This is a genomic window from Pseudomonas sp. NIBRBAC000502773, from assembly GCF_006517195.1.
Taxonomy (GTDB): Bacteria; Pseudomonadota; Gammaproteobacteria; order Pseudomonadales; family Pseudomonadaceae; genus Aquipseudomonas; species Aquipseudomonas marginalis.
Map to the genome: position 1 here is coordinate 695,983 of NZ_CP041189.1, position 13,462 is coordinate 709,444.

Here is a 13,462-nt window from a genome sequence, read left to right on the forward strand (position 1 = left end):
TCTTTTCGGGCGGGTCGGAACACGCCGGGCGTCCGGTAGCGTCATGGGTGTTTTTTCATCGAGCCGTTATTCACCGAGGTAGGCGCTGCGCACCTCGGGGTGTTCAAGCAAATCTGCGGAGGGCCCGCTGAGGCTGATGCGGCCGGTGTCCATCACATAGGCGCGGTCGGTCACTTGCAGGGCCAGCCGTGCGTTCTGTTCCACCAACAGCAGGGTCATGCCCTGGCGACACACGTCGTCGATCACCTGGAAGATTTTTTCCACCATGATCGGCGCCAGGCCCATGGACGGCTCATCGAGGATCAGCAAACGCGGGCGTGACAGCAGCGCACGGGCCAGGGCGAGCATCTGTTGCTCACCGCCCGAGAGCAGGCCGGCGGACTGCTGCAGGCGCTCTTCCAGGCGCGGAAAGTGTTCGAACAGCTGGCGCATTTCGCGCTGCACCTGCTCGTTGTCACGGCGCAAAAACGCACCGGACTGAAGGTTCTCCAGCACGCTCATGCGCGCAAAAATCCCGCGCCCTTCCGGGACCATGGCGATGCCCTGGCGCAGCAACTGGTCCGGCGCCTGGCCGAGGATCGAGCGCCCGGCAAAGCGGATTGCACCCTGACTGGCCGGCAGCAGACCCGTCAGAGCCTTGAGGCTGGAGGTCTTGCCCGCACCGTTGGCACCGATCAGCGTGACGCGCTCACCCTCGGCAATGTGCAAATCCAGGGATTTGACCGCCTCGATGGCGCCGTAGCGCACCTGCAAACCCTCGACGTTCAACAAGGCTTCAGACATGGGCACTGGCTCCCAGGTAGGCCTGGATCACTGCCGGGTGCTGGCGCACTTCGACGGGTGCCCCTACGGCGATGACTTGGCCGTAATCGAGCACGCTGATGCGGTCGCATACGCCCATCACCAGCTTCACGTCGTGCTCGATCAACAGCAGGGTATGGCCGTCGTCGCGGATCTTTTCCAGCAGGCCGCGCAACTGCACTTTTTCACTGGCATTCATACCCGCCGCCGGCTCATCCAGGGCCAGCAGGCGCGGTTCGGTGGCCAATGCGCGGGCGATTTCCAGGCGACGCTGATGGCCGTAGCTCAAGCTGTCGGCGCGATAATGGGCGAACCCCGCCAGCCCTACATACGCCAGCAGGCGATGAGCATGGGCACGGGTTTGAGCCTCCTCGTCGCGAGCCCGACGATGCCGGCTCAAGGCGGCCCACAGGCCATTGCGGGTGCGCACGTGGCGGCCGACCATGACGTTTTCCAGGGCGCTCATGGCATTGAACAAGCGGATATTCTGAAACGTGCGGGCAATGCCGGCTTCGGCCACCTGATGCACGCTGGTCGGCTGGTACTCCCGGCCATCGAGCTGGAAGCGCCCGGAATCCGGGGTATAGAGGCCGGTCATGACATTGAAGAAGGTGGTCTTGCCCGCGCCGTTGGGGCCGATCAGCCCGTAGATTTCGCCGGCCTGGATACTCAGGCTCACATCGGTCAACGCCGCCACGCCCCCGAAGTGTTTGTTGACCCGGTCAATCTGCAACAGAGGTGCGTTCATCGTGCCACTCCTTTGGGCCACAGCCCGGCGGGTCGATAGAGCATCGCCAGGATCAACGCGAGGCCGTAGAACAGTTGGCGGATGATTTCCGGGTCCACCAGCACTTGGCCGAACAACGCCTGCTGCAACGGGCCCATGCTCGCGCGCAACGCTTCAGGCAACGCCGCCAGCAGTACGCAGCCGAGGATCACCCCCGGGATATGGCCCATGCCGCCGAGCACCACCATCGCCAGCACCGCAATGGACTCGTTGAGGGTGAACGATTCCGGCGAGACAAAACCCTGGAACGAGGCGAACAGCGCGCCGCTCACCCCGCCGAACGCGGCGCCAATCGCAAACGCCAGCAACTTGAGGCGCACGGTGTTCACGCCCATGGCCTGGGCCGCTTCTTCGTCCTCGCGGATCGCCACCCAGGCACGGCCGATGCGCGAGCGCTCCAGGCGAATGCAGGCAAACAGAATCAGCACCACCAGCGCGGCGAACAGGTAGTAATAGAGGTACACCGACGGCAGGCGCAGGCCGAACAGTTCCTGGGTACGGCCCAGGTTCACGCCGAGCAGGTTCACCGGATCGACCTGGGCGATGCCTTTGGGGCCATTGGTGATATTCACCGGACGGTCGAGGTTGCGCAGCAGGATACGGATGATCTCGCCAAAGCCCAGGGTGACGATGGCCAGGTAGTCGCCGCGCAGGCGCAAGGTCGGCGCACCCAACACCACGCCGCACCCCGCCGCGAGCAAGGCGCCCAGGGGCAGGATCAACCAGATCGAGGTGTGCATGCCCGCCGGCAGCAACGCCGCCAGGGCTGGAAACTGTTGCAGCAAATGGGGCGACGACAGCAACGCGGCCAGGTAGGCGCCCACCGCGTAGAACGCGATGAAACCCATGTCCAACAGCCCCGCATAACCGACCACGATGTTCAGGCCAAGGGCGAGCATGATGTACAGCAGGGCAAAATCCAGGGTCCGCACCCAGGTGTTGCCACCGGCGTGGCCGACGATCCACGGTGCCAGCACCAGGGCCACGGCAAACAGCAGCAGGCCCAGGCTGGCGCGTTGATTGGCAGTGAGTGGGTTGATCATGCGCGGGTCGCCAGACGTTCGCCCAACAGCCCGGAAGGACGGAACACCAGCACCGCGATCAGCACGATAAAGGCAAACACATCCTGATAATTGCTGCCGAACACCCCGTTGGTGGCGGCGCCCAGGTAGCCGGTGCCCAGGGCTTCGATAAGCCCCAGCAACAGGCCGCCGAGCATGGCGCCCTTGAGGTTGCCGATACCGCCCAGCACCGCGGCGGTGAAGGCTTTGATCCCCGGCAGAAAGCCCATGTAGAAATGCGCGCTGCCGTAATTGCTGGCCATCATTACCCCGGCCAATGCCGCCAGGGCGCCGCCGATGGCGAAGGTGAGCACGATGACCCGATTCGGGTTGATGCCCATCAGGCTCGCGACCTGGGGGTTTTCCGCCACGGCACGCATGGCCCGGCCAAAGCGCGTGCGCTCGACCAGCACCAGCAGCGCGACCATCACTGACAGCGCAATGGCGATGGTGGTGAGGGCCGTGGCGTTGGTGACAGCGGGGTGCGCGGAGACGCCGGGCAGTACTTCGATGGGTTCCAGCGGCAGCAGTTGCGGGAACATTTGCGGGTTACGGGTCCAGAACAGCATTGCGATGGTTTGCAAAAGCAGCGACACCCCGATGCCGCTGATCAACGGCGCCAGGCGCGGCGCGTGACGCAGCCGGCGATAAGCGACGCGCTCGATCACCACCGCCAGCACCGCACAAAATGCCATGGCGACCAAGGTGGCCGTCAGCAACACCAGCAGCGGTGGCAACGCCGGCCAGGTCGCCTGCAACAGGCGAATCATCGACAAGCCCACGAGCGCACCGATCATCAGCACATCGCCGTGGGCGAAGTTGATGATGCGCAGGATGCCGTAGACCATGGTGTACCCCAGGGCCACCAGCGCGTAGAGACTGCCCGTCATCAAGCCGTTGAGCAGTTGTTGGATAAAACCATCCATGAAGACCGTCGACCTCAGTGCGTACAAGGGCGGCACACTAAGCATCTATTCTGTTTTTATCAAATATCAGAAAGTTATAGGGTTATGCCAAAGCAATTACAGGGTATTTGTGCCGCAAATACGGCACTTATGGCTCTTTATTTGGGCTAAAACTTGGTATTTAATTCAATACATGAATAAATCAGAACAGTTAGCCAATGACCCTCCCCTGCGTGCCGTGCGGACGTTCGAAGCGTTTGCGCGCCATGGCGGGGTGAATGCCGCCGCGCGCGAGCTGGACGTTTCCGCCTCTGCCATCAGCCATCAACTGCACCTGCTGGAAGACTTCCTGCAGCAGCCACTGACCCTGCGCCAGGGCCGCAACCTGGTGCTCACCGATGAAGGGCGCGAGTATTACCGTGCCATCCGCTCGGCCTTTGCCGTGCTGCGCAGCGCCACCGAACATGTGCGCGAGAAAAGCGCCACCCGCCAGGTGACCATCAGCCTGATCCCGCTGTTTGGCATCAACCTGTTTATCCCGCGCCTGGAGAACTTCCTCAAAGACCACCCGGCGCTGGACATCAACGTGACCTACGCCAACCACCGCAGCTACCCCAGCGATGCCGCCGACCTGTCGATTCGCTTCGGCACCGGGCACTGGCCGGGCTATCACAGCGAACCCCTGATCTCCGGCGCGGTGACCCCCTATTGCAGCCGCAGCTTTCTCGCCCAACACGGCCCCATCGACACGCCCCAGGCCTTGAGCGAACTGCCGTTGCTGCATGATGAAGAACGCGGCACCTGGGGCCAATGGTTCGAGGCCGCCGAGGTCGATACCACGGCGCTGAATGGCTTGCTGCTGGAAGACGGCCAACTGGCACTCACCGCCACCCTCACCGGCCTGGGCTGCGCGTTGCTGCGCGCGCCGCTGGTAGCGCCCCATGTGGCCAGTGGCGAGCTGGTGAAGCTGTTTGATCTGGAGGTCAATGATGGCCGCCAGTACTACCTGTGCCGGCGAGCCAACAGTGAGTTGTCGAGCGAGGGGAATGACTTGTATGACTGGATCAAGCGCAGCTTGAATGCGGTATAGGCATTGTGGAGATCCAAATGTGGAGGGGCGGTTTACAGGTCAGCTGCCGTTACCGCCATGGGCCTCTTCAAAGAAGTAGTCCTTCCAGCTCGCCGCCTTGTTTTTCAGTACGCCCAGTTCCTGCAGTTTCTCGGCGTAGATGAAGGTACGCTGCGGCACGATGGTGAAGTCGATTTCCGGGTCCTGGACGATTTTTTCCACCAGGTCCAACGGCAGCTTGGACTGTTCTACACGGATATACGCCTTGGCCGCTGCCGGCTTGTCGGCCTTGATGATCTGCTCGGCTTCGGCCAGCGCGGCGTAGAACGCCTGGTAGGTCTTGGGGTTTTCGTCGTGGAATTTCTGCGTGGTGTACAGCACGTTGAACGTCGCCGGACCGCCGAGGATGTCGTAGGAACTGAGCACCTTGTGCACGTTGGGGTTCAACAGTTCCTGGTACTGGAACGGCGGGCTGGAGAAGTGCGCGTTGATCTCCGAACCACCGGCAATCAACGCGGCGGTGGCGTCGGGGTGGGCCAGGCTGATGGAGATGTCATCGAACTTCTTGTAGTGGGCATCGCCGAACTGCCTGGCGGTTTCAATCTGCAAGGTGCGCGACTGGAAACCCACCCCGGCGGCAGGCACGGCGATGCGGTCCTTCTCGCTGAAGTCCTTGAGGGTCTTCACGTTGGGGTTGTTGGTCAGCAGGTAGTTGGGCATCGAGCCCAAGGAGGCGATGGCCTTGACGTTCTGTTTGCCCTTGGTACGGTCCCACAGGGTTAGCATCGGCGGCACACCGGCGGACACCACATCCAGGGCGCCGGCCAGCAGCGACTCGTTCATGGCGGTGGCGCCGGAAATGCTGTTCCATTCCACCTCGATGTCCAGGCCCTGGGCCTTGCCGTGTTTTTCGATCAGGTGCTGGTCGCGCACCACATCGAGGATCAGGTAGCCGATGCCGAATTGCTGGGCGATGCTGATCTTGCCTTCGGCCTGGGCACCGGGGCTGAGCAAGGCGCTGGCGGCGGCGAGGGACGCGGCCAGGAGGGTCAGGGAGGAACGTTTGAACGTCATGGGGAATCTGCCGCGTTTTCGAGAAGGTGATGGAGCGTAGCCGCGGTTTTTTAGACAGCAAAAGAATATCTGGGTCTATTGTTATGCAAATACCCCTAAAACGGCGCGCGGCTGGTATCGTGCCGCGCTTTGAAAAAACTGCCGCACACTGTGAGGAACTGCACGTTGAACACTGACGAAAAAATGACCGGGGACCTGTTCGAGGTGGATAAGCGCCTGTCACTCAAACCCGTGGTGGACTTCAACAGCTACCTGCGCAGCGCTTTCGGCGACGGTCCGTGCACCTGCATTCGTTGCACCGCCAGCGGCGGTGACGAAACCGGTTACGCGTTCCAGCACACCTTCAGCTTCGACGGCAAACCGACCCAGCGCCGCTTTGCCTCCACGGCGGGCAGTGATGTGTTGATGGCGCTGAAAAAGGCCTGGTTGTCCTTCACCAAGGCTGAGCTGCCTTCGAGTGGCGCGCTGGCGCTGCAGACGGTGAAGGAATTTGTCGAGCCGCAGCTGCACAAGCGCCTGGCGCCGCTGTTCCTCGCCAGTGGGTTGGTCAAGGAGGTGGACGGCGAGTTGCACCTGCAGCCACAAGCTGCGGCCTGAACCTAATCGTCAGCGCAAACGGGTGACAGTGAGCGCCACCACGGCGATCCGCTCCACACGCTCATAGCCGGGCTTTTCCAGCTCTTCGCCGAACACATCGGGGTCAAGTTCGCGGTAGGTCCACCCAAAGGCATCGCTGCCCAGCAACGGCTTGACGGCGGCCAGGAACGGGTCTTCCCCGGCGACAATCGCCACGCCGGTGTAGAGCACCAGGCTGCCGCCCAGGGCCAGGCGCCCAACGGCCTCGCCGGCGATGCGCACCGACAGTTGCTCGCCCAGTGCCCCGCCGCCATGCCGGTAGGCCCGCTGGCGGTCGTCATTCATGTAGGGCGGGTTGGCGACGATCAGGTCGAATGTTCCTTCGACGCCGCCCAGCACATCGCTGTGGTACGCCGTGACGTTCGCCAGCCCGGCCAATTCGGCATTTACCGCCGTGAGGCGCAGGGCGCGCGGGTTGATGTCCACCGCCAGCACCTCGGCGTCAGGCCGCGTCCGGGCGACCACCAATGCGCCGACACCGGCGCCGCAGCCGATGTCCACGGCGCGCTTGATCGGCTCGAAGCGCTGTTGCATATGGGCTTCGATCAGTTGGGCAAACCGATAGCTGTCAGGCCCGAAAAACACCGCGTCCGCTTGCGTGGTGGGGTACGCCGAGTGGGCAAACAGCAAATCGCCCAGGCTCGACCAACGCACCGCACTGCGCCACAGCGCCTCGTGTTTTTCGACCACATCGGCCTGCTGCAGCTCCTCACGAAACGCCTCGGGCAACAGCTCGCGGTCAAACGGCAGCGACCAACCGAAGACATCCCGCAGGTCCTTCGCCAGCGGCGCCCCCTGGCGCTGGAAAAACCGTTCATGGGTCAAGGGCGTTGGCGTGATGAAGCGGTAGCCATTTTCCTTCAACCCCCGGCCCAGGTTCAGCAGGGCGCGGTCGGCGAGTTGTTGTGCAGACATGGGTGATTTCCTTAGCGCAGGCGCGCACGCAGTTGGATGAAGCGGCGAGTGGCATACAACCCGGCAGGTGTGCAGTGACGCCGCGCCGACAGCCACGGGATCAGCGCATTGAGCTGCTGCTCATCAGGCAGGTTCCACAGCGAATCCACCAGCGCCTGGGTGTCCGGGTCGGACGGGCGATGCTGCTCGCGGGAGAAGCGGCTGCCGCGTCCGGGCCGCACGGGCACCACACGTTGAGCGCTGATCCAGTCACCCGCGATCCAGTCGTGCAGCAGCTGTTTCTCATAGCCGCTGAACACGCCGAACATCGCCGCGCCCGCACCTTCGATCAATTGCCAGAAGCGACTCTCGGCCGGATCCTGGTTGCGCTTGATCCATCCCTTGTCTTCCAGGGCCTGCAGAAAGGCGCCGATCTGCCCCGGCCGCGCCAGCCATTGGTTGACGGTCTTGCCTTCGAAGCGGCAGTAATCCGAATGCATGTGCTGGCCGAACGTGCGCTTGCGTTCAAGCATGGCGACCACTTCGTCATTCAGGTTGAAGTCGTGGATAACGGCGCTGGTCCCCGGGCCGAGGTCATTCAGGCGATACCCCTCGGCCACCCGACGATAGAACTCCTCCCTGCCCTCCCCCAGCGGCAACAGGTTCAACACCGACTGCGCCGCCTTGCAGGCGTGGCCGCTGCTGGCATTGTCGATAGTGACGTGAAGCGTGAAGTAATACGGGTCGATGCCCAGTTCGCTCAACTCATACGCGGTGATCAGCAGGTGCAACGGCAACTGCTCATAGCCGAGGTTGAAACCGATGATCTCCGGCAGGAAGTCGTCGGCGCACAGGCCCAGCGCCAGTTGCAGGGCGCCTTGCAAGTAATGATCGTCGTCCAGGCCGGCGTCGCTGTCGGCATCATGCTCGCTGAGTAATTTGCGGTAGATCACCACATGGTTCTGCGCCGCTTCGCCGTCACCCAACTCTTCCAGGTAAGTGGTGAGCAGGCCGTCGAAGCGCGGGTCCTGCCAGTAGCGCAGCAACCCGTTGAGCCAGGCACCGTCGACCTGTTTGGTCGGCGCCACGCGCTGAAGGAAATACAGCGCATGGGCCTTGTTCTGAAAATAACGACGTTGCCGGCCTTGCTGGCGTTGCTCCAGGTAATCGGCATAGGCCTGGGCCACGTCGGCACAGCGCTGTTCGATCCAGGCCGGCAGTTGTTCAGGCATCTGCGGCAACTCACTGGGCGCGTCGCGCACCTGCGCCAAGTGCGTGCGTAGAAACTCCCGCGCAACCTCTTCAGCGCCAGGGGTTTCGCCATACAGGTGTTGGTACAACCACTGGTACTGACCCGGTTGGGTGATGGAGGCCGGCTGGCCCGACAGCGCTGTGAGAAGCGTCATGATGGCAGTTTCCGCAAAGTCCGATCCAACCAGGCCTCCCGACAAGGAGGCCCCGCAAGCGCGCTCAACAGCACACGCGTCTAAAGTGCAGAGCCTGCGGGCATGGGGAAAATTCAATCGGGGTTGTGCGGGTGCGGATCAGTGGTCATCGGTAGCCTCCGCCGCGGGTTCTGGCGCAGCGCAAAAGCCGGCGCGCGACGTCACTTATACAAGATCGCCTGATGGATATCCTCCAGCGCCATGATGCGCTGGGCGGCATTCAGCTTGATGGCCTCCTTGGGCATGCCAAACACCACGCAGCTTGCCTCGTCCTGGGCCACCGTGGCGGCTCCGGCCTCGAGCATCTCCTTGAGCCCGCGCGCGCCGTCGTCGCCCATGCCGGTCATGATGATGCCGGTGGCGTTCCTGCCGGCGAACTTGGCCACCGAGCGAAACAGCACATCCACGGATGGCCGGTGCCGGTTGACCAAGGGCCCATCAATGACCTGGGCGTGATAATAGGCGCCGCTGCGGGTCACCATCAGGTGCTTGCCACCCGGCGCGATCAGAGCCAGACCCGGCAGAATGCGGTCGTTGTTGCGCGCTTCGCGCACCTCGATCTCGCATACGCTGTTGAGTCGCTCGGCAAACGAGGCGGTGAATTTTTCCGGCATGTGCTGCACGATCACCATGCCGGGGCACACCCTCGGCAGTGCCGTCAGAACCGCCTCCAACGCTTGGGTACCGCCGGTGGACGTGCCGATGGCGACGATACGCTCGGTGGTCTGTGCCATGGCATGGCCATTGGCGGCAGGCAGGATCGCATCCGCGGTGAGCTTGCTGGCCGGGGCCAGTGCTGGCGCCGGGCTGGCGCTGCGCTTGCCCAGGTTCCTGACGTTGGAGTTCGCTGCGGCGCGGATCGCGGCCACCAGCTCGGCCGCCGACTCGATCAGGAAATTCTTCAACCCGGTAGTGGGCTTGGTGATGATTTCCACCGCGCCCGCCGACAGCGCCTGCAGGGAGGTTTCCGCGCCTTTCTGGGTCAGCGAGGAACAGATCACCACCGGCGTCGGCCGTTCGCTCATGATTTTCTTGAGAAAGGTGATGCCGTCCATGCGCGGCATTTCCACGTCCAGCACGATCACATCCGGCCATTCCCGGGCGAGTTTATCCATGGCGAAAATCGGGTCGGAGGCGGCGCCCATGACGTGGATATCCGGCGTATCGCTGAGAATCGCGAGCAGTACCTGGCGCACCACGGCCGAATCATCGACCAGCAGCACACTGATTTTTTTGGTAGGCATCTTGTTGAATTGTTCCCATTGGTTGGTGCCGGACCCAGACGTTGCCGTTCCACAGGTCGAACATGATCGTGCGGTAACCGGTACTGCCCATGTCCTGGGCCGTCAGGTGCAGGTGATAGCGCTCGGCCAGGGCCAGCGCCGCGCGAATATTCAGGCTGGCCACGTCCTGCGTCGGCAGGCGGCGCAGCTGGGGAAACATCTTGCCGCCGCCGAACAACTTGACCTGGTAATCCTGTGCATGGGTGCCATTGATCTCGGCGTGGCGCAGCAGCAGTTCCAGGGCTTCGTCGGCATATCGGCCGTCCAGGGGCTGATGGTCGCGCACGCGCCCCGGCAGCATGAAGTGACACATGCCGCCGATCAGCCGTTGCGGGTGCCAAAAGGTGATCGCCACGCAAGAGCCGAGCAAGGTGCGCAGGCGCGTCGGCCGCGTCGCAAAGCTGACCTGGCCAGGCGCCAATACCACTTCGGCCGTACCGACGGGCTTTTTCATGGCTTGCGGTAAATCGACGGCGCCACCAGCTTCAAGGTGTCATTGACACCGTGGAGGCTTTCCGAGTGACTGATGATCAGGTAACCGCCCGGCTTGAGCAGCGGCAACAGGCGCGCGACCACCTGGCTCTTGGTCTGCTGGTCGAAATAAATCATCACGTTGCGCAGGAAGATCACCTCGAACTCACCCAGGGCCGGCAGCGCTTCGTTAAGGTTGACCTGGACAAAATTGACGCGGCTACGCAAGGCCTTGTCGATCAGCAAGGTGCCCTCCTGGCGACCAATGCCCTTGAGGCAGTACTTGGCCAGCAGCGGTTGGGGCAATGTTTCTGTGCGTTCCATGGAGTAATGGCCGGTGCGCGCCTTGGCCAGCACTTGGGAGCTGATGTCCGAGCCGACCACTTCCCAGGGCGTGCTGCCGAGGCTTTCGGCCAGGGTCATCGCCAGGCTGTAGGGCTCCTCACCGGAGGAGCTGGCCGCGCTCCACACGCGAAACACCTTGCCCGGCGCGGCCCGGGGCAGCACGTGCTGACGCAGGAAGTCGAAGTGCTTGGGCTCGCGAAAAAAATAGGTTTCGTTGGTGGTCAGCAAATCCAGCGCAACCTGCAGTTCGCCCTTGCGCTGGTCATTCATGATCAGCTTGAAATACTCACCATAGCTGTGCAGCTCATAGTGCTTGAGGCGCTTGAACAGGCGCCCGGCCACCAGGGCTTTCTTGGTCGGCGACAGGTTGATGCCGGCCGCGCGGTACAGCCAGGTCTGGAACTGACCGAATTCATGGTCGTCGATGGACACGGTGTCTGCCATGGTCGGGTCTCAACGTGGGTCGAGGTCGAGGGCCGGCGCCTGGCCGGCCTCGGCGAGGCTGGACATCTCATCGATGGACAGCACCTTGTCCACCTCCAGCACGATCACGAACTTGCCGTCGACCTTGGCCATGCCGCTGATGAAGTCGGCGCGAATTCGTGCGCCGAAGTTGGGTGGCGGCTCGATCTGCGTCGCCGGGATCTCCCGCACCGCAGACACCGTATCGACCAGCAGCCCGATGTCCTGGGCCTGGCCATCTTCGGTACTCGCCTCGATGATGATCACGCAGGAGCGCCGGGTGATCGCCGAGTTGGCCCGGCCAAAGCGCGCCGACAGGTCGACCACCGGCACCACCGCGCCGCGCAGGTTGATCACCCCGCGTACGAAAGCGGGCATCATCGGCACCACGGTCAGGCTGCCGTATTCGATAATTTCCTTGATCCCCAGGATGCCGATGGCGAACATTTCGCCGCCGAGCATGAAGGTCAGATACTGCGCATCCTCATCGACCGCTGCTGCGGTCTGCCGAGTCGTCATTGCTGCACCCATGTCACTCTCCCTAGTAGGCCCGTATTGATCGTGGGATCAGAAGCGGGTGAAATCCGCTTCGTCCGGGGCACTGGCCATGGTGTAGGCGAACGCCTTGCGCTGCGCCGGTGGTTTCGGCTGTGGCGCCTGACGGTTGGGCTTGCTGCCCGGGCTGTCCAGGCTGTTGCTTTGAACCGCAACCTTGGGCGCTGAATCCAGCACGAAAAAGCTCATGGCCTGTTGCAGTTGCTCGGCCTGGCTGCTCATTTCTTCCGCCGTGGCCGCCAGTTCCTCGCTGCTCGAGGCATTTTGCTGGGTCACCTGGTTAAGCTGGGTCATCGCGGTATTGATCTGCGCGACACCGGCCGCCTGTTCCTCGGACGCGGCGCTGATTTCCTGCACAAGGTCGGACGTCTTGTTGATGGAGGGCACCATTTCGTCGAGCAACTTGCCGGCCTTCTCGGCCATGTCCACGCTGCTGGAGGACAGTTCACCGATTTCCTGGGCGGCAACCTGGCTGCGTTCGGCCAACTTGCGCACTTCGGCGGCCACCACGGCGAATCCCTTGCCGTGCTCGCCGGCCCGAGCGGCCTCGATGGCGGCGTTGAGCGCGAGCAGATTGGTCTGGTAGGCAATGTCATCGATGATGCTGATGCGCTGGGCGATTTTCTTCATCGCCACCACGGTCTGCTGCACCGATTCGCCGCCCTCGGTGGCTTCCTTGGCGGCCTTGCTGGCCATGCCATCGGTGACCTTGGCGTTTTCAGTGTTCTGGTTGATGCTGGCGCTCATCTGCTCGACCGATGCACTGGTTTCCTCGACGCTGGCGGCCTGCTCACTGGTGGCCTGGCTCATCGATTGCGCGGTGGCGCTGACCTCCTCGGAGGCGCTGGCCAGGTTGTCGGCGGCGTTACGCACTTCACCGATGATATGGGCGAGCTTGCCGACCATGTTGCGCATGGCGTTGAGCACCATGCCGGTTTCATCCTTCCCGCCCGGCTCGATGTGCGCGTTGAGGTTGCCTTCGGCCAATTGCTCGGCGGCGCTCGCGGCCTGGCGCAACGGGCGGGAAATGATCCGCGCGATGAACATCGCCAGGCCCAGGCCGATCAACAGGGCCGCGACCAGTACCACGATGATCGACACCCGTGCGCTTTCGTACAGCGCCGAGCCCTTGTCGCCGGCGGCACTCGCGCCGGCGTCGTTGAACTCGATCATTTTCTGCAGGCGGTCGGTCACCTGATCGAATTGCACCCTGGACTCGCCTCGGAGCAAGACGCGCGCCTGAACTTCCTGGCTCTGCCGGGACAGTTCGAGCAATTGGCTGCTGGTCGCCAAGTAGGCGGTCCAGGCGCTTTTCACGCCGGCCAGGAGCTGACGATCTTCATCGTTCGACAGCAATTGCTCGTAGGTGCCCATGCGGGTTTCGAACTGTTGACGCGAATCGGCGGCTTCGCGTTCGGCCTGGGCCTTTTCCTCGGCGATCTCGGTACCGACCTGGCGGTTTTCTTTCAAGCGGTAGTTGGCGGCAAAAAAACGCATGCCTGCCGCTGCGCGCATGGAGGGCATCCAGTTGCCCTTGATGTCCTGGGCCGCCTGGTTGACCGCACCAAGCTGGTGGATGGCGAAGCCGCCCATGGCCGCGGTAAGCGCCAGGACCACCAGGAACGAGCTGATCAGCTTGGTGGAAATTTTAAGATCGTAGAACCATTTCATCGG

At 62.9% G+C, this 13,462-nt stretch carries 14 protein-coding genes; 2 read left to right on the forward strand and 12 right to left on the reverse strand.

The genetic code is table 11. The annotated features are described in order from the left end of the window. Positions 1–66 precede the first annotated feature (66 nt). Genes NIBR502773_RS03080 through NIBR502773_RS03095 form a run of 4 tightly spaced genes read right to left on the reverse strand, consistent with a single transcriptional unit; the run spans position 67 to position 3,575 of the window. Entirely contained in the window at positions 67–783 is a 717-nt protein-coding gene (locus NIBR502773_RS03080) for an ABC transporter ATP-binding protein (protein WP_027607278.1), read from the reverse strand. Further along, positions 776–1,549, reverse strand: coding sequence for an ABC transporter ATP-binding protein (locus NIBR502773_RS03085; protein ID WP_141155344.1), 774 nt, complete (start codon positions 1,547–1,549; stop codon positions 776–778). Before NIBR502773_RS03085 ends, NIBR502773_RS03080 begins: the two co-directional genes overlap by 8 nt. Further along, the gene (locus tag NIBR502773_RS03090; RefSeq protein WP_141155345.1) at positions 1,546–2,631 is read right to left on the reverse strand and encodes an ABC transporter ATP-binding protein; all 1,086 of its coding nucleotides are present in this window, start codon (positions 2,629–2,631) and stop codon (positions 1,546–1,548) included. The genes NIBR502773_RS03085 and NIBR502773_RS03090 overlap by 4 nt, the downstream gene beginning before the upstream one ends. Further along, positions 2,628–3,575, reverse strand: coding sequence for a branched-chain amino acid ABC transporter permease (locus NIBR502773_RS03095; protein WP_141155346.1), 948 nt, complete (start codon positions 3,573–3,575; stop codon positions 2,628–2,630). Before NIBR502773_RS03095 ends, NIBR502773_RS03090 begins: the two co-directional genes overlap by 4 nt. A 172-nt stretch (positions 3,576–3,747) precedes the next feature. On the opposite strand from NIBR502773_RS03095, the gene NIBR502773_RS03100 reads away from it, so the two are divergent. After that, complete coding sequence (locus NIBR502773_RS03100; protein WP_065948075.1) at positions 3,748–4,644, forward strand: LysR substrate-binding domain-containing protein; 897 nt, start codon at positions 3,748–3,750, stop codon at positions 4,642–4,644. A 39-nt stretch (positions 4,645–4,683) separates the two neighbouring features. Here the strand turns inward: NIBR502773_RS03100 and NIBR502773_RS03105 are convergent, their stop codons facing one another. Beyond that, positions 4,684–5,697, reverse strand: coding sequence for an ABC transporter substrate-binding protein (locus NIBR502773_RS03105; protein WP_141155347.1), 1,014 nt, complete (start codon positions 5,695–5,697; stop codon positions 4,684–4,686). A 165-nt stretch (positions 5,698–5,862) separates the two neighbouring features. Between NIBR502773_RS03105 and NIBR502773_RS03110 the strand changes: the two genes are divergently transcribed. Beyond that, on the forward strand, positions 5,863–6,294 hold the full coding sequence (locus NIBR502773_RS03110) for a hypothetical protein (RefSeq protein ID WP_141155348.1): 432 nt from the start codon (positions 5,863–5,865) through the stop codon (positions 6,292–6,294). A gap of 9 nt (positions 6,295–6,303) precedes the next feature. Here NIBR502773_RS03110 and NIBR502773_RS03115 read toward each other — a convergent pair whose 3' ends face one another. From NIBR502773_RS03115 to NIBR502773_RS03145, 7 genes are all read right to left on the reverse strand, one after another. After that, positions 6,304–7,248 carry a class I SAM-dependent methyltransferase gene (locus NIBR502773_RS03115; protein ID WP_141155349.1) on the reverse strand — a complete coding sequence of 315 codons (945 nt, stop codon included), beginning with the start codon at positions 7,246–7,248 and terminating at the stop codon, positions 6,304–6,306. Positions 7,249–7,259: 11 nt separating this feature from the next. Beyond that, positions 7,260–8,633: an iron-containing redox enzyme family protein gene (locus NIBR502773_RS03120; protein ID WP_141155350.1), complete on the reverse strand. Its 1,374-nt coding sequence runs from the start codon at positions 8,631–8,633 to the stop codon at positions 7,260–7,262. A 200-nt stretch (positions 8,634–8,833) separates the two neighbouring features. Then, the gene (locus tag NIBR502773_RS03125; RefSeq protein WP_065948072.1) at positions 8,834–9,916 is read right to left on the reverse strand and encodes a chemotaxis response regulator protein-glutamate methylesterase; all 1,083 of its coding nucleotides are present in this window, start codon (positions 9,914–9,916) and stop codon (positions 8,834–8,836) included. Beyond that, entirely contained in the window at positions 9,879–10,409 is a 531-nt protein-coding gene (gene cheD, locus NIBR502773_RS03130) for a chemoreceptor glutamine deamidase CheD (protein WP_098479190.1), read from the reverse strand. Before cheD ends, NIBR502773_RS03125 begins: the two co-directional genes overlap by 38 nt. Continuing rightward, on the reverse strand, positions 10,406–11,215 hold the full coding sequence (locus tag NIBR502773_RS03135; RefSeq protein ID WP_115489146.1) for a protein-glutamate O-methyltransferase CheR: 810 nt from the start codon (positions 11,213–11,215) through the stop codon (positions 10,406–10,408). Before NIBR502773_RS03135 ends, cheD begins: the two co-directional genes overlap by 4 nt. A 9-nt stretch (positions 11,216–11,224) precedes the next feature. Next, positions 11,225–11,764 carry a chemotaxis protein CheW gene (locus tag NIBR502773_RS03140; protein ID WP_027607290.1) on the reverse strand — a complete coding sequence of 180 codons (540 nt, stop codon included), beginning with the start codon at positions 11,762–11,764 and terminating at the stop codon, positions 11,225–11,227. 36 nt (positions 11,765–11,800) lie between these two features. Beyond that, on the reverse strand, positions 11,801–13,459 hold the full coding sequence (locus NIBR502773_RS03145; protein WP_141155351.1) for a methyl-accepting chemotaxis protein: 1,659 nt from the start codon (positions 13,457–13,459) through the stop codon (positions 11,801–11,803). Between the last annotated feature and the right edge of the window lie 3 nt (positions 13,460–13,462).